The organism is Thermoclostridium caenicola (assembly GCF_900142095.1).
GTDB lineage: Bacteria > Bacillota > Clostridia > DSM-8532 > DSM-8532 > Thermoclostridium_A > Thermoclostridium_A caenicola.
In genome coordinates this window covers 1-16,122 of sequence record NZ_FQZP01000020.1, presented here as the reverse complement: position 1 = coordinate 16,122, position 16,122 = coordinate 1, and the positions used below count along the sequence as shown (strand labels likewise).

General features: G+C 52.2%; 19 protein-coding genes. All 19 read right to left on the bottom strand.

Annotation, left to right across the window (positions count from 1 at the left end; translation table 11 throughout):
* Positions 1-18: 18 nt before the first annotated feature.
* Positions 19-504 carry a flagellar biosynthetic protein FliO gene (locus F3H12_RS06930; protein WP_188118419.1) on the bottom strand — a complete coding sequence of 162 codons (486 nt, stop codon included), beginning with the start codon at positions 502-504 and terminating at the stop codon, positions 19-21.
* A 24-nt stretch (positions 505-528) separates the two neighbouring features.
* Positions 529-888: a response regulator gene (locus tag F3H12_RS06925; protein ID WP_149678614.1), complete on the bottom strand. Its 360-nt coding sequence runs from the start codon at positions 886-888 to the stop codon at positions 529-531.
* 102 nt (positions 889-990) lie between these two features.
* On the bottom strand, positions 991-2,190 hold the full coding sequence (fliY, locus tag F3H12_RS06920) for a flagellar motor switch phosphatase FliY (RefSeq protein ID WP_149678613.1): 1,200 nt from the start codon (positions 2,188-2,190) through the stop codon (positions 991-993).
* Positions 2,191-3,177, bottom strand: coding sequence for a flagellar motor switch protein FliM (gene fliM / locus F3H12_RS06915; RefSeq protein WP_149678612.1), 987 nt, complete (start codon positions 3,175-3,177; stop codon positions 2,191-2,193). It abuts the gene before it with no gap.
* A gap of 19 nt (positions 3,178-3,196) precedes the next feature.
* Complete coding sequence (locus F3H12_RS06910; RefSeq protein WP_149678611.1) at positions 3,197-3,733, bottom strand: flagellar basal body-associated FliL family protein; 537 nt, start codon at positions 3,731-3,733, stop codon at positions 3,197-3,199.
* Positions 3,734-3,764: 31 nt separating this feature from the next.
* Positions 3,765-3,989 (bottom strand): flagellar FlbD family protein, encoded by a 225-nt coding sequence (locus F3H12_RS06905; RefSeq protein WP_149678610.1) that lies wholly within the window; start codon positions 3,987-3,989, stop codon positions 3,765-3,767.
* A gap of 101 nt (positions 3,990-4,090) precedes the next feature.
* Positions 4,091-5,533: a flagellar hook protein FlgE gene (locus F3H12_RS06900; RefSeq protein WP_149678609.1), complete on the bottom strand. Its 1,443-nt coding sequence runs from the start codon at positions 5,531-5,533 to the stop codon at positions 4,091-4,093.
* Between the two features lie 96 nt (positions 5,534-5,629).
* The gene (locus F3H12_RS06895; RefSeq protein ID WP_149678608.1) at positions 5,630-6,016 is read right to left on the bottom strand and encodes a TIGR02530 family flagellar biosynthesis protein; all 387 of its coding nucleotides are present in this window, start codon (positions 6,014-6,016) and stop codon (positions 5,630-5,632) included.
* Positions 6,013-6,981: a flagellar hook capping FlgD N-terminal domain-containing protein gene (locus F3H12_RS06890; RefSeq protein ID WP_149678607.1), complete on the bottom strand. Its 969-nt coding sequence runs from the start codon at positions 6,979-6,981 to the stop codon at positions 6,013-6,015. The genes F3H12_RS06895 and F3H12_RS06890 overlap by 4 nt, the downstream gene beginning before the upstream one ends.
* Before the next feature lie 17 nt (positions 6,982-6,998).
* Positions 6,999-8,534, bottom strand: coding sequence for a flagellar hook-length control protein FliK (locus F3H12_RS06885; protein WP_149678606.1), 1,536 nt, complete (start codon positions 8,532-8,534; stop codon positions 6,999-7,001).
* A gap of 80 nt (positions 8,535-8,614) precedes the next feature.
* Positions 8,615-9,343, bottom strand: a complete 729-nt coding sequence (locus F3H12_RS06880; protein ID WP_149678605.1) for a magnesium transporter — start codon at positions 9,341-9,343, stop codon at positions 8,615-8,617.
* 132 nt (positions 9,344-9,475) lie between these two features.
* On the bottom strand, positions 9,476-9,943 hold the full coding sequence (fliJ, locus tag F3H12_RS06875; RefSeq protein WP_149678604.1) for a flagellar export protein FliJ: 468 nt from the start codon (positions 9,941-9,943) through the stop codon (positions 9,476-9,478).
* 62 nt (positions 9,944-10,005) lie between these two features.
* Entirely contained in the window at positions 10,006-11,334 is a 1,329-nt protein-coding gene (gene fliI, locus F3H12_RS06870; protein ID WP_149678603.1) for a flagellar protein export ATPase FliI, read from the bottom strand.
* Positions 11,327-12,094, bottom strand: coding sequence for a FliH/SctL family protein (locus tag F3H12_RS06865; RefSeq protein WP_149678602.1), 768 nt, complete (start codon positions 12,092-12,094; stop codon positions 11,327-11,329). Before F3H12_RS06865 ends, fliI begins: the two co-directional genes overlap by 8 nt.
* The gene (fliG, locus tag F3H12_RS06860) at positions 12,087-13,109 is read right to left on the bottom strand and encodes a flagellar motor switch protein FliG (protein WP_149678601.1); all 1,023 of its coding nucleotides are present in this window, start codon (positions 13,107-13,109) and stop codon (positions 12,087-12,089) included. Before fliG ends, F3H12_RS06865 begins: the two co-directional genes overlap by 8 nt.
* Positions 13,110-13,129: 20 nt before the next feature.
* Complete coding sequence (locus F3H12_RS06855; RefSeq protein ID WP_149678600.1) at positions 13,130-14,686, bottom strand: flagellar M-ring protein FliF C-terminal domain-containing protein; 1,557 nt, start codon at positions 14,684-14,686, stop codon at positions 13,130-13,132.
* Between the two features lie 77 nt (positions 14,687-14,763).
* A complete protein-coding gene (fliE, locus tag F3H12_RS06850) occupies positions 14,764-15,066 on the bottom strand; it encodes a flagellar hook-basal body complex protein FliE (RefSeq protein WP_149678599.1) in 303 nt (100 codons plus the stop codon).
* 40 nt (positions 15,067-15,106) lie between these two features.
* Positions 15,107-15,550, bottom strand: a complete 444-nt coding sequence (flgC, locus tag F3H12_RS06845) for a flagellar basal body rod protein FlgC (protein ID WP_149678598.1) — start codon at positions 15,548-15,550, stop codon at positions 15,107-15,109.
* Between the two features lie 3 nt (positions 15,551-15,553).
* Complete coding sequence (flgB, locus tag F3H12_RS06840) at positions 15,554-15,934, bottom strand: flagellar basal body rod protein FlgB (protein ID WP_422822203.1); 381 nt, start codon at positions 15,932-15,934, stop codon at positions 15,554-15,556.
* Positions 15,935-16,122 lie beyond the last annotated feature (188 nt).

The following is a 16,122-nucleotide window of genomic DNA, read 5'->3' as shown; positions in this document are numbered from 1 at the left end:
GGCTTTCACCGCCTGAATTCAACCATTGTAATGCTCTTCGTTCCGGTTGAGCCTTCGAAGTTTCTGGACATTTTCGGAAAGGCCGCCGGGCTGGTGCTCATGGCTGTCCAGTTGCCAGATTGAATCGGCATCTTCCTTGTCGGTTTGCTTGCCTTTTTTCCCAAAACCGGAATAAAAGTCAAAGATCCGCTTAAAATCAAACCCCGTGTTGCTTTCTTCAGCCTCATTGCGGACAGCCAGCGCATCCTCGTCAAGTTTAATCTCGGAAACCAGTTTCAAATCCTTTCGGGTCGCATAGAAAAGAAAGAAATGCTCACCTGCTTTTATCAGATAGAGACAACGATCCAAGCCCAACGGCAAAGTCTCCACAATGCTCATGAGCTTGTTCTTCGATGCTCCGGCCACTTTTCTTCCCAGCAGTCTGGCAGTAAGCCAGGCAATGAACAAAACTGCCGAGAAGATAATCAACATGCCCAGCACTAGAAAGATGTCACCAAACTCCATCAGCACACAATTCCTTCCGGATCTTTATCCGACAACCTTCTTGACCGCTTCAATGACGCGCTCGGCCCGGAAAGGCTTAACAATGAAGTCACGCGCTCCGGCCTGTATGGATTCAATGACCATGGCTTGCTGACCCATAGCGGAACACATAATAATCTTTGCAGCAGAATTAAGCGATTTGATTTGCTTGACAGCCTGAATACCATCCATTTCAGGCATGGTAATATCCATTATAACCAAATCGGGATTCAGTTCCTTGTATTTCTCCACGGCCTTGAGACCATTCTCGGCTTCTCCGATCACGGTATAACCGTTTTTTGTAAGGATGTCCTTGATCATCATGCGCATGAAAGCAGCGTCGTCAACGATCAGAATACTAGCCATAGGTCATATCCTCTCCTTCACATACTGCTGTACATATAAAACTATACACGATATGACATGCATTTTCAATTTATATCGATTATACCCGAAAAATCGCCAATTTTAAAGCCTTTTTGAAGGATGCAGGATATCGGTTATGCGCACACCGAAGCTTTCGTCGATCACGACCACTTCTCCCTTGGCGATAACCTTGCCGTTTACAAGGATATCCACAGGATCTCCGGCCAGCTTGTCCAGTTCAATGATGGAGCCCTGGCCGAATTCGAGGATTTCCCTGATCTTCTTGGTTGTGCGGCCCAACTCCACAGAAATCTGCAGAGGCACATCCATCAGGAGGCCGATGTTATTGCCGTCAAAGGCAAACGCATCTTCTTCAAAGCTCTGGAACTGTGCCGGCTGAACATTGATGGGCTGCGGCGACGGCTGCGGCCGCCTGGGCATCTGCATGCCGAATCCCGGTGCCTGCGGTTCAGGCTGATAAGCGTACTGGGGCGGCATCTGGGGCGCCTGCGGCTGCTGCAGCGGTGCTTGCTGCATCTGCGGGGCCTGGTTCTGAACAGGCGGCTGCTGTGCCATACCGTTATCATTGACGGAGTGGGACAGTTTGTTCTTGTTCATGAGATTCTTCACCATTTCCTTCGCAAATGGAATTGGAAGCAATTGCATGATCTCACTGTCTATCAGCTCGCCAATCTGGAGTTTGAACATGATCATGACAATGGACGATTCGGCTCCGATCTTGATCCTGTCGATATTGCCGGCGCTGTCGACCAGAGTGGATTCAGGAGGAGATATATCAACCCTCTTGTCAAACATGGACGAAAGGGATGTGGATGCCGAACCCACCATTTGGTTCATCGCTTCCGAAATTGCGCTCAGGTGCAATTCGTTGAGCTCGCCGTTGATATTGCCGAACCCGTCGCCTCCCATCATGAGATCGGTGATGATCTTGACATCTTCCTCTTTCACGAACAGGAGGTTCAGGCCTTTCAGTCCTTCGGTATACTGCACCTTGACCGCCACAAATGGCTTGACGAAAAGTTTGGCAATCTTATCCCAGGTCGTTACCTCAACGCGGGGCGTTGTAATGGTGACCTTCTGGCCAAGCAGGGCATACAGGGTTGTTGCCGAGGTGCCCATGCTGATATTCCCTATTTCACCCAAAGCGTCTACTTCTTCAGGCGTCAGGGCCTCAGTCTCCGGTTCGGCCAAATTTGCCACATCTTCCGTCATGCTTTCATCCTCGGAACTTACGCCGTGCAGAAGGGCATCAATTTCTTCCTGAGACAACATGTCACCCATTTAATCTTCCTCCGTTCTGACAATATCCGTGATCTTTATGGCCGTCTTCTTGTTCCGTACACCGGGTTTGCCATAGAACTTCAGGATATCCCCGGTATAGACTTCCAGTTTGCCGTCTATGTTGCTATTGAGCGGAAGCACATCCCCTTCCTGAAGCATCAGGAATTCCTGGACCGACAACTGGGTTCTGCCAAGAACCGCGATGACAGGAATGGATGTATCCCTGACCCTGTTCTCAATGGACTCCCTTGTTTCCTTGGTTGACCCCTTTTCGATGAGGGAGAACCACAGCTTGGTGGAAAGCTTGGGCATGACCGGCTCCACTACCATATGGGGAATACAGATGTTAAAGAGCCCTTCCACCTCGCCGATTTTTGCAGTAAAGGTTACCAGAGCCACCATCTCGTTGGGAGACATGAGCTGGGCAAATTGCGCGTTGGTTTCGATCCGGTCCAGCACAGGCCTGATCTCGGTCACGTTCTCCCAGGGCTCCCGCATGAGGCTCAACATCTGAGTCATAAGCCGCATGAGGATGGCAAGCTCTATTTCGGTAAAACCTCGAACCCTGTCCACCCCCGCACCCTTGCCGCCGAGGATCCTGTCGATGAGGCAATAGGCAATGGTCGGGTTGATCTCGAAGACAATGGAACCAGGCAGCGGGTCAAAATTGACGATTCCAAGAACAGCCGGGTTGGCAATGGAGTTCGTGAACTCCGAGTATTGAAGGGGCTGAACGGTTTGCACATCCACCTGCACCAGTGTTCTCAGATAACCGGACAGGAAGTTGGTCAAAAGCCTGGCATAGTTCTCGTTGATGATGCTGAGGGTCCGGATGTGGTCCTTGGCAAATTTGCTGGGGCGCCTGAAATCATGGTTCCGAATCTTTTTCTCGGTCGTGTCCTTACTGAACTCCTTGACATCAAGCTCTCCCGTATTCAGCTGCTGCAGCAGCCTGTCTATTTCATTTTGGGAAAGTATGTCGCCCACGGGTGCAATTCGCCTCCCTCTACGGTTGAATTATCCAGCCTTCAAAGACAACCCGGAGAACGATTCGCTCATCGGTTCTGCCTTCAAGAATGCTGTTGAACTTGTCCCTCAGGGTATCCCTGGCTTTTTCCATGGCATTGTCTTCGCTGAGCTGCTCATAGGTCTGGCTTCTGAAATATTCAATGCAGGCTTCCTTGAATTCTCCGAGGCATTCCTTCAGAATCGCCGTGCGTTCCTCCAGGTTCTTCCTCTTTTTGCCCGTATCGTATACGATGGTCACGGAAGCCTTCAGAAAGCTATTTTCATGGGCCGGGGAAGGCTTCAGGTTGAAGATGGCATCCCCGCCAATTCCGTCTTCGGTGGCATAGATGTTAAGCTTTGCCTGTTCCTCAGGCGGTACGTCCCTGACCTGTTGGGGCGGTTCAGTCGCATTGGCCTGCTTGTCAGGATTTATTCCGTTGTATGTCGTAAACAGGAATATCACAAGAACAGCCAGCGCGAGCGTAAGAACTGCTATGATGGAAAGCAATATGGCGTACAATGATTTACCCTGCAAAGTGGGACACCCCTTTAATTTCTATTCTATGTCATTTATCGTCATTTTCTGGTTGCGTGTTAATCAATCTGTTGATAAATCCCGCTTTTTGCTTATATTCTACTACCGCGGCGATGATGTCATCAACACTTTCGTTGACCACATACTTTTTGCCGTTGACAAGCGTAATAACGGTATCCGGTGTGGCTTCCACCGTTTCGATCCATTCGCAGTTGATCACAAAGCTGGTGCCGTTGAACCTGGAAACCTTAATCATTTTTCGCACCTCCCGTCCCAACAGGGGACATGCCCCGCGGGTGCCGCTTACAAAGTCAGGCGGGATGGGCCGGCAGGCAGTGCCGGCCCATCAGGCACGCCTTAACGTTTCAGGTTGGCAAGTTCCTGAAGGATCTCATCCGCAGTGGTCAGCACACGGCTGTTGGCCTGGAAACCTCTCTGGGTGATGATCATTTCGGTGAACTGGGCTGCCAGGTCCACGTTGGACATTTCAAGGGTTCCGGGCACGAGCTTGCCGGCGCCGTTGGTCCCCGGCTTTGCAGCAACGCTGAAAGCACCGGAGTTTGCGGTTTCCCTGAACTCGTTGGATCCCACTTTTTCCAGACCGGCCGGGTTCTCAAAGACAGCCAGCGCGATCATGGCCAGGGGCTGGCGACGGCCATTATCGTAAATACCGGTAATGACGCCGTCATCGCCGATGGTATAGTTGATGAGCTTTCCTGGCGGATAACCGTCCACCCTTGAGGGCGAAACGGAGTTGTCATCGGCATACTGGGTCAGTCGGCTAAGATCCAGAGTGAACTCAAAAATGCCTGCTCCTGAGTCGCCCGGCGGTGTTACCTCAACTTTTATGGATGTAGGAAAGTTGGTTTGATCATTGGTAACCAGTTTACCTGTTGCGTCAAAGCAAAGGTAGCCTGCTGCAGGATTACCACCTGACACAGCGCTAGCGCTGCTGCCTTCCGGCGTTACAAGGTAATACCACTGCGTATGGCGTTGATCCCCATCCGCATACACATATGTCTTCCAGAAGTTAATGTTGAGCTTGTACTCGTTGCCCAGCACGTCATATACATGGATGGGAACGATATAATGGGGTTCTACGTTCTTACCGTCCTTACCGTCTTTATCCGGGATATCCGGGATGCCATCACCATCAGTAGCCGGCACTGAGTCGTCGATTTCCCTGACATCTGCATCATTATCGCTGCCATATACAGGTTTACTGGTGGCATCCAGGTTTCCTGCCAGCACGGCCTCCGTGGTGGCTCTGGCCGCCATGATCCGTCTGCTCTCACCATTGAATTCGTAGAGATTGATGGGCTGGATCGGATCCTGGGTCTTGAACACATAGCCGTCATCCGTTATTTCATAATCCATCCATCCGTATACGTTCTTTCCGCTGGATGTGACCAGGTTGCCCGCCACGTCGAAGGTGAAGTTCCCTGCGCGCGTAAAGAGGAATTCTCCCGAATTGCCGCTTCTGACGATGAAGAAGCCCTCACCCTCGATGGAAAGATCGGATGGGCTCTCGGTGCGCTGTACGCTGCCCCGGCCCATGTCGGTGCTGATGGAATCCACCGTCATGCCAAGGCCGATCTGCATGGGATTGGTACCGCCCCTGCCCGTTGCGCTGTCCGGAGCCGATCCGGATGACAGGGTCTGGGCGAAAATTTCCTGGAAAGTGGTTCTTGCCGCCTTAAATCCGACGGTGTTGACGTTGGCAACGTTGTTGCCGATGACGTCCATCTTGGTCTGGTGCGATTTCAAGCCTGAAACGCTTGCAAACATTGACACCATCATAAATTAATCAACCTCCCGTGTTCGTTTCGTCTGTCAGTCGGAAACGATCAGCCTCCCGGAAGGGTCCGGCTGAATTGTTGGTTTACGGTTTGAAGTTCAGGTAAATACCGCTCCGTCGATGTTGGTGAAGACGTTTTCCTTCAGTTCGCTCTGCTTGACCGCCGTGATGACGGTTCTGTTGGGCACATTTACCAGGAAGGCCACGTCCTCCATCACCACCAGGGAATCCCTCACGCCTTTGGCCTGGGCCCGGTCGACCGCTGATTTCAGCCGTTCCAGCTTCTCGCCGTCCAGCCGGATGTTCCTGGCCTCCAGCCTCAGCGCCGCATGCTTTGAGATTTTGACTTCCCTGCTCTCCTGGAGCTTCTGGTCAAGGATTGCGGAGAAGGATTCGGATTGGGTCTTCACCCGCTCGTTTGCCGGTCTCTGAACGGTTTGCAGATACTGGTTGATGCTTTGGACGGGTCTGTTGTTGATATTCATTCTACCCCTCCTGTCGTTCCAGTATCGTTTTCGGCTCCTTCATCCTCTCCCGAGTCATCCTTCGGCTGGTCTGAACCCAGCTTTTCCCTGAGCACCTGGAGGATCTGCTGGAGCAGCATGTGCTGGCTTGAATAGAGATCCGCAATCTCAGTGGCATAAATATCATCTACCGGCAGGGTTACGCCATCGATGAGCAGTCGCAGATTGCCGTTCTTGTCCAGATAGCCGTCCCTCAGGATACCGGTGACACGCACCACGGTACCCGTTGTCGGATCAGCAACCTTGACGGTGATCTCCTTGCCTGCATTCGCCACCACAAACGCCTCAGGGCTCTCATAGTCCGAAAGATCCAGATCCTTGGGCCTGACATCCACCTCATCCAGACGGGCATAGATGCCGTCCAGCCGCTGCTCAAGGGAGGAGATGATACCCTGGATGGTGGCCTTGTCGCCATTGTCGTTGTACAGATACGCGCTGCCGAGCATGCCCACCAGCCCGCTGTAATCGGAGATCCTTTTGAAGTTGTTGCCCAGGGAGATATCGGCCACATCGGTGATCTTGTCGATCTCGATTTCCTGCCCGTTAACCAGCGCATAAACCTTGCTTCCCTTTATGCGGACGGACTCAACAATCCCCTCGATGTAGGAGGTCTTGCCCGTCTCCGTATCGGTCATCTGCCCCGAAACGTATTTGCCGATCATGCCAAAGGCCTTGGTCATGGCAAAGGAATTGTTCAGGTTCTGCATCTGTTCAAGGGCACTGAACTGGGCCATTTGGGCGATAAAGTCGGTGTCGGACAACGGCTCCAGCGGGTCCTGATGCTGCACCTGGGTGATGAGGAGCTGCAAAAAGTCGTTCTTTCCCAGTTCCCCGGTATTTCTTGTATTGACTACCTTGTTGGCCTGTTCTGCCAGAACTTGTTCAATGGTTTTCTGGGAGCTTGTTGCGGAAGTAACATTTGCCATCTGTTTTCACCCCCTTCTCATGCCGTGAGATCAATTTGCTGCGAGATACCCGGCATACCCAAATCATAAAGGGTGCTTTCCGGTGTCGGCCTTACAGCGCCGGTTATAGATCTGGTGCCGGATGTCTTCACCCCTTTGCGCCTGGCGGATCCCTTCTGATGGGATTGGGCCTGCGCCGCCTGGTTCTCGCCGTTCCGGTTGCCTACCGAAACATCCAGGCTCTGAACCGAATACCCGTTTTTCTCCAGAGCGTCCTTCAAAAGCTGCATGTTGCTTTCAAGGATGGACTTGACCTGCTCGTTTTCTGCAGTGATCTTTGCCAGGATCTCTCCCCGCTCATGGATGATTTTGAGGGTCAGCTTGCCCAGACTCTCCGGCTTCAGCTGCATTTCCAGTTCCTGCCTGTTTTCGCCGGCCATCAACCTGACTTTCATGGCGACCTGGTTGATGATGGTCTGACCCATCTGCTTGTCCGACAGGTAGAAGACGGACTTTTCGGTTACGGAATTGCTCCGTTCAGCCTGGAACTGTGCTGCAGGAACAGCCTGCTGGTTCTGGGGCAGATAATCGGAGCTTTCCGGAGCCTGTACATTTTCTGCAGTTCCTGTCTCCATGCCTGCGCCATTGGTCCTGCCCGACGCATCCGCACCGGCCTTGTCAGCCTTGTCCGACCTCTCGGATTTTTCCGGCGTCTGGTTCTCCATCCGGCCTGCATCGGTTGTTCCGGCGCCCTGGATTGATACCGATTCCTGGCCTGCCGCAGCTTCCAATGCCAGCTCCTGGCTTGCCTCACAGGTTTGCCCGTTCCTCAGCCTTTCAGCCATCTGGCGGCATTGGCTCTGGAGCTGGGCTATCAGGGCTTCAAGGTTTTCTCCGCCAGTCTCCGCAGCAGTCAGACCGGCATCTGCCGTACTACGGATGGTTTCAACCTGTTGGAGCTTTGAAATCAAGGTTTCAATGTCATCCATCAGGGCGAGGAGTCCATCCTGTCCGGAACCCTTTGACATGGCCTGAATTCTTTCCATGAGTTCCCGGAGCTTTTCCAGATTGCCGTCCATGATGGCCTGCAGAGCCTCAAGCGCATTGGCGGTTTCCAGGGATGCGGAACCTTCCGCAGTCGTTTCTTCTGAAGAACGCCATGCGGCCAGGAGTCTCTCCAGATCCATGAGCAGGGATTCAAGCAGCGAAGCCAGCTCATCGGTTAAGGTCTTCTTTTCCGGCCTGTCGAATTTCTCCGGCTCGTCAGCGGAAGAGGATGCCCTGGATACGGCGCGCCTGTCGGACAGGCCATCCGCCTTTTCACCCGAGAGGGTTTTCTCCGCCAAAGCCTGGCGATCACGTCCCTGGACCTTCCGGGCTGCTGTTCCGGCGGCTTCCTGGCCGGCGCCCCTGGCGGTCCTTTGCGCCTTATTTCCGGAATTCATGGATTCCTGCAGCTTTTCCGAGAAAATGCCGAGAAAGGAATCGCCGTTATCCTGCTTCCTCACCGTGCCGACCCTGCCGGACGTCCCAATACCGGAAACCATCAGGCTGGTCAGAATACTGTTGCCCATTTGCTGTTCACCTCCTTCCGCCAAAGTTTTCTGCTATGCTATCATCCTTGCGGATGGCATATGCCCGTGTTCAAAGCTGCTTACCGGACAAGCTTTCTGTCCATAAGCGTTTTGGTGATATCGGCGGCCACCGGGGCCTCCATGTTTTGTAGGATCTGCGCCTGTGCGTTGGCATTCAGGCCTTCAAATATGCCAATGGCCGTTTCCTGATCCTTGCTCCACAGTTCGGTCAGAACGCCTGCGGCGCTGGCAGGATCCATAGCCGCATAGGGCTTGGCCAGTTCGGCCTTGATCTGCTTGTTGACATCTTCCTTAACCAGCTCTTTATAGATAGCCGACGCGGTCTCTGCATCGATTTGCGAATAGTATTCCTTGAACCCTTCCTTGTTGCCCTCGGCTATCAGCTTCGCGACCTCGGCTTTCTGCTGTTCCAGCTTCACCTGCTCATTCTGGATGGTGGTCAGCACTTGCTTGTTGGCCTCGAGCACAGCCTTGTTTTCTTCCAGCACCTGCAGATCGCTCTCATACTGGGCGAGAACCCCTTTCAGCTCTTCCAGCTCAGCAGTGAGGTCGGAAACCCTTTGCCTGTATTCCACGTATTTCCTGCGAATCTCCGCGTCGGTAAGATTCTCGGGCGCATCCGGGTCATGTTCCCCGGGAGATGTCGGAAGGGCCAGCCTGAGAATGGGGCTGTCCTGGAACGCGGGCCTGAAAAACTCTCCCAGGCCATAGACATTGTTCTTCAGGATAATATAAAAAACACCGCAGAAAACCAAGGCGACAATGACCAGCGCAAGCACAACCGCCAAGATTCCCTGCAGTATTTGTGGCATTTTTCTTTCCGGATTCTGCACAGTCGGTTTGGGATTTTTCGAATTATCTTTTGTTTTTACAGCCATTACAATCTCCCCTAAGGGCGGAAGCCGGCGTCACATGCCGCGTTATTGCCCTTCCATTCCCACTGCTGTTATTTTTACACTCTCCCTGTAACTGACAAGCTCATCCGTAAGCTTCTGCTCGTTATGGGCTTCCTGTTTCAGGAATTTTTCAAATTCCTTGTCTCTCAGATTCGCGAGGATCTTTTTTTCCTGCATGGCTGCAACGAGCTTTACTCTTACTTTATCGACATTTTCGCCGCTTTTCTTTACAGCATCCAATTGCTGTTCCCGGGCTGTTTTCTGGACCTCGAGCCAGGTTCGGATGGCCTGGATCCTTTCAGGCCGTATGGTTCCGGAACAGGCCTGTCTGAAGTCGTCGGAGATACGCACAATCCCGGCATCAAGCAGCGCGAGCTTGCGTTTTTCCAGTTCATGAGCCTTCATGGCAAGCCCAAGTTCGTTTTTGGCTTTATCCTCCAATTGCTGTTTCAGATTGAGCAGCTTCTGCAACCTAAACCTGAACCCTGCCATATCTCACTCCGTTGCAGCACGGGATGATTGGAAACCGGGAGCGTTTCCCCGTCATCCCCGTTTTATCTGGATTCCTTCAGGGTGATCGCTTCTTTCAGCAGTTCAATGGTCTCCCGGAAGGAATAGCGTTCCGATACTTCCTGGGTAAGGAAACGGTTGATACCCGCGTTCAGGCTGATGGCCCTGTCAATGTCGGGATTGCTGCCTTTCACATAGGCACCCACATTGATCAGATCCTCCGCGTCCCGATAAACCGCCAGAGCACGCCTCAGCTCCTTGGCATATTCCTTGTGCTCGTCATCAACGATATCGTTCATGACACGGCTGACGCTTCCCAGTACATCAATGGCCGGATAATGGTTCCGGTGGGCCAACTGCCTCGAGAGGGCTATGTGGCCGTCCAGTATACCGCGGGCGGTATCGGTAATGGGTTCATTCATGTCATCGCCGTCCACCAGCACCGAATAAAGACCCGTAATGGATCCCTTTTCCGACGTGCCGGCCCGCTCCAGGAGCTTGGGCAGCACGGCAAACACCGAAGGCGTATATCCCCTGGATACGGGGGGTTCTCCTATGGCCAGCCCGATCTCCCGCTGGGCCATGGAAAAGCGCGTGAGGGAATCCATGAGGAGCAGAACGTCCTTTCCCTTATCCCTGAAATACTCCGCGATGGCGGTAGCCACCATGGCGCCTTTCAGTCGGATGAGGGCAGGCTGATCGGAAGTGGCGATAACAACGACGGACCTTTTAAGTCCTTCTTCCTGGAGATCCCTTTCCAGGAAGTCCCGCACCTCTCTTCCACGCTCGCCGATCAGCGCGATAACATTGATATCGGCCTTTGTATTCCGGGCAATCATACCCAGGAGGGTACTTTTACCCACGCCGCTGCCGGCAAAGATGCCCATACGCTGACCTTTGCCAACAGTCAGAAGGCCGTCGATACACTTAACACCGAGTGGAAGCACCTGTTTGATCCTGGGCCGGGTCATGGGATTCGGCGGGCTGTTTGACACCGGGTAATAGCATTCCGGGATAATCGGTCCCTTACCGTCCATGGGATGGCCCAATCCGTTAAGAACACGGCCAAGCAGCGATTCTCCGACCGCTACTTCCAAATCCCTGTGATAGACCGTAACCGTACTGCCCGGACCGATGCCCGACATATCTCCAATCGGCATCAGAAGAACATTTTTATCCCTGAAACCGACAACCTCTGCCAGGACATCCCTGTGCCTGCGGGATCGGATGGAGCAGAGCGCTCCGACATGCGTTTCAGGACCTTCCGATTCTATCGTCAGACCGACGACCTTGGTCACTTTGCCCATATAGCGGACAAAGCTTCTTTCATCCAACAGCCTATGATATTTGCTCAAGAGGGTTTGGTTACTCATTCCTGTCTAACTCACCCAGCACTTCCCGGAAAGCCTGCTCCACCATTTCCATTTTGGTCTCCAGACTGCCGTCCACCATACCGTAGCCGGTATCCACGATGCAGGCTCCCCTGGAAAGGGTCTGGTCCTTCCGGACTTCTATCTGACCGATATTGCTCGTGCCGCTTCGGAGATCCTCAATATGATCCGTCACATAATCATAATCATCGCCTGAAACCTTCAGCACGATGCGATCCCGGTTCATGCAGGCCTCAATGGCTTCAGCGGCAATGGTGAGGATCACGTCCCTGCTGGTTTCAAGCTCGGCTCCCAGGACCTTTCTGGCGATGCTCAGCGACAGTTCCACGATATCGTGTTCCAGGGAGCGTATGGTTTCCTCATATTCCGTCTTCGCCCGATCCCTGAACGCTTCGGCTTCGGCCAGCAACTCCTGATAATGTTGCTGTGCCAGGCTTTCACCGTTCCGGTATCCCTCTTCCTTGGCCTGCTGCTCAGCTTCTGCGGCAAGTGCCTCGGCCTGAGCCTGGGCCTGTTCCAGCAGGCGCTGGGCTTCCAGCTCGGCTTCCTGGATGATGAGCCTTGCCTCCTCCCTGGCCCTGGCAAGAATCTCCTCGGCTTTTTGCCCGGGATCCTCGCTCTGCGTTACGCCGGGATCTTCAACGGCGACCCTGACCGGGCTGCTGTTCTTGATCTGGTATGGCTTCCCCATACTGATCTGGTTTCTTTTATATACGCCGTATCCGTATGCACTGCTATACAACGATTTCGTCGCCTCCGCCACGTGAAATGATAATTTCTCCTGCGTCCTCCAGCTTCCTGATCACGTTGACGATCTTCTGCTGGGCTTCCTCCACATCCTTGAGGCGTACAGGACCCATGTATTCGATATCTTCCCTGATCATATCCGCCAAACGCTTGGACATATTGCTGTATATGACGTTCTGGACCTCTTCGGTAGCTCCCTTGAGCGCCAGGGCAAGCAGACTGTTGTCCACTTCGCGCAGGAATCGCTGAATGGCCCGGTTATCAAGCTGCAGGATATCCTCAAAGACGAACATTCTCTTGCGGATATCCTCAGCCAGATCCGCATCCTCAATCTCAAGGGTGTCCATGATATATTTTTCTGTTCCGCGGTCAACCGAATTGAGTACATCGACAATGGCCTGAATGCCGCCAACGGCCGTGAAATCTTCGGTGACGAGGTTGGAGAGTTTCTTTTCGAGAACCCGTTCCACTTCCTTGATGATTTCCGGCGAGGTTCTGTCCATGGTGGCTATTCTCTTGGCTACATCTGCCTGTTTGTCCTGAGGCAGTGCAGACAGCACCTGGGCAGCCTGCTGAGGCTTCATGTAAGCGAGAATAAGCGCAATGGTCTGTGGATGTTCACTCTGAATAAAGTTGAGGACCTGGGATGGATCCGCTTTCCTGACAAAATCGAATGGCCGTACCTGGAGGGAAACGGTCAGCTTGTTGATGATCTCCATGGTTTTCTCGGTTCCCAGGGCTTTCTCCAGAATCTCCTTGGCATAGCCGATACCACCTTCCGATATGTACTGCTGTGCCAGGCACAACTGGTAGAATTCATTCAAAACCTTCTCACGCTCTGCCGGGGAAACCGCTCTGATATTGGCTATTTCCAATGTCAGCTGCTCAATTTCCTCCTCCTTGAGATGCTTGAAAATCTGTGCAGAACGTTCTGGCCCCAGGGTGATCAGCAACATGGCAGCCTTTTCCCGGCCGGTCAGATTTCGAATTTGTTCGTTTTTAACGGGCATATTCGTTCATACCTCCGGATTTATTCCCAATCCTCGGCAATCCAGTTCCTTAATAGCTGGGCTACGGCATCAGGATTCTGCTGTACAAATTTGTCAATCTGCTTCTTCAGTTCGGATTGCTCTTCAACACTGATATCCGGAATAGTTTCCTCAATGGCACCCGCTCCTGCCGCAACTTCTGCAGCCGCAAGCTCCAGTTCTTCCATATCCGATTTTTTCCTGGGCAGGGCTGTAACCACCATGATCACCAGGAGAATCAGCATCAGTACGTATAAGCCATACTGGTCAAACAGTTCCCTGAACGTATCAGACAGTGTTTCAACCGGCATGGGCTCGGGCATCAGCTTTTGTATGCTGACCGTGATGTTCTGGGCAGGAATCCCTGTGGCATCAGCCGCCAGTTTCCTCACCTCGTTCAGATATTCGGGGGTAAGCCCCTCCGCGGTCTCTACCACTTTCCCATACCAGAGCACAATGGACATGGTGGATTCGTTGGGTATCAGCTTGCCCAGCGCCTTCTCGGTTTCCGAATTGGTCTCGTTGAAAAGCCTTTCCTCGTAGGACTGGACTTTCCTGTAATCGGACCGCTCATTCTCACCGAACTGGTAAGTGGGCGCCGTCTGGGGGTTGGTATCGGTTCCCGGGATGCTTCCGGCATTGCCATTGGTCAGGTTTTCCTCCAGCATCTCGTAGTTGTTCCTGAAGCCCTGGCCATCGGGATCGGGAGCCGAATACTCCCTGGAAACACTCTTATGTGTGTCAAAATCCAGAGTGGGGTTGGCAGAAACGCTCATGGTATCGAAATTGGCATTCTGGACCACCCCGATTTTGAAGGTTTCATAAACCTTTTGCTCCAGCTCCAGCTGCCGTTGCCGCCTCATCTCGTCCTGGGTGGATGCCCGAACCAAATCGTTGGCACCCTGGCGTGTCAGGGGATTAAGATTGTGATCGACGATGGTTACCCTGTCGGCGGGAACACCAAGGGAAGCTGCCACAACTTTGGCCGCCGCATCCACCTGATCAGGCGTCAGGGCACTGGTTGTCTTCAGCATGACATAGGCACTGCCCTGATCTTCGCCGTTGTCCCTTGCCCAATAGGTTTTTTCGGGCCTGGTGTACTGAACGGTGGCGTTTTCAACATTATCAAACTTCTTGAGTTTGTATACCAGATCGTTGACGAGATAGTTCTTCCAGAGATTTTCCTTGTCTGCTTCGGTTGCCGTGAGGGATAGCTTTGACCAGGTATCTGCAAAGGATACTTCGGGAGACACAATACCCTGGGTGGTCAGATCAAATTCGATGTCCTTCTTTTTCCTGCTGTCTACATAAATCTGGTTGCTGCCTTTCTGATACTTGATATTGTTCTCATCGAGATATTCAACGACGGGCTTAAGGTTTATGTACTCGGTTGAATCAAACAAAGGAACGTATTCCACGCGCAGTGTCATCACCAGTGTGGCGATAACTGCCAAAAGAACAATGGAAACCATTACGTAAATTCTGATCTTCTGACTCTTCTCTAGTTCCTTCCAGTATGTCTGAGCCTTTTCCTTGATTTTCTTGATTCCCTCTGGCATTTCATCATCTTCCTTCCGGCGAAGGTTCCTTCATTTGTATCATCGACACATTCTCTTCTGCATGCAGCATATCAGGATTATACCTGCATTCTCATGATTTCCTGATAGGCTTCCACAATCTTGTTCCGGATCTCAATCATGAAATCCAGTGCCAGGCTGGCCTTGGTTCCTGCAATCATCACGTCATGGATGCTGTCCGTCCTGCCGGCTATGAAATCCTCCGTGATGGCGTCGGATTCATGCTGCAACTGATTCACGCTGTTGATGGCATCCAAAAGCATGTCTTTGAAACTCACTTCATTATCGCCGGTATCCGAAACCTTCAACGGCCTGATACCCGGCAGAACCGTATTGACAGAGCCAATTGCTTCAAGCGCCATACTCTCATTCCTTTCTGGCAGTATTTACGCCTTTAAGGCTTTATCTTCCGATTTCAAGGGCCTTGCTGGCCATGGATTTGGATGCGTTAAGGGCTGTGATGTTAGCCTCATAAGCTCTTGTGGCCGAGATCATGTTGACCATCTCGGTAACGATTTCCACATTGGGCATCCGCACAATTCCGTTTTCATCCGCATCGGGATGGCTTGGATCATAAACCTCCCTGAACGGAGACGGATCTTCGACAATGGCGGATACCCTCACACCCCCGCCTGCAAGATAGCGTCCCTTGCTTGCCTCCGAAAGGTATTGCGAGAACGAGGTGCCCTCACGCTCGGCAAACACCACGGTTTTTCTGCGGTATGGCGTGCCGTCCGCTGTCCTGGTGGTGTTCACATTGGCGATATTCTGTGAGATGATATCCATGCGCAACCTTTGGGCCGTCAGCGCTGAAGAACTGATGCTGAACGCATTGAAAACAGCCATTTATCAAGCACCTCCCCTGATCACTTTACGAAGGTTCTGGAAATCGCCGTTCATTTTTTGGATGAGGGTATTGTAACGGATTGAATTGGTGGCCAGCTCGGCCATTTCGTTTTCGATATCCACATTATTGCCGTCAGACCGGTAGCTCAGGGTGCTGTAATCCCGTGTTACCATAATGGGAGATGACTGAAGTTTTGTCTGTCCCTTGCTGATTTTTCCTGTTTTCATTTCACTGTTAAGGAATTCCTCGAATTTGACAGTTTTCCGCTTATATCCGGGCGTATCAACGTTGGCGATGTTGTTGACAATGACCTCGTTTCTCAGCCAGGAAGCATCCAGCGCATGCTGGAGATTATTCTTGGGAAACAGGATATTGTGCAGCACAGGAATCATCCCCTTTTCGCGATGGAAGAACCATCTTTTATCATATGTTCAATTATTATTACCCTATTTTCATGCAACAGAAAACAGAATGTGGATTAAGTCTATATAATGGTGTAAAAAGGAGTTGAGCCAAAGCTCATACCTCGGTAAAATATAGTTGCTAAACAAATACCAAACCGAGGAGGATG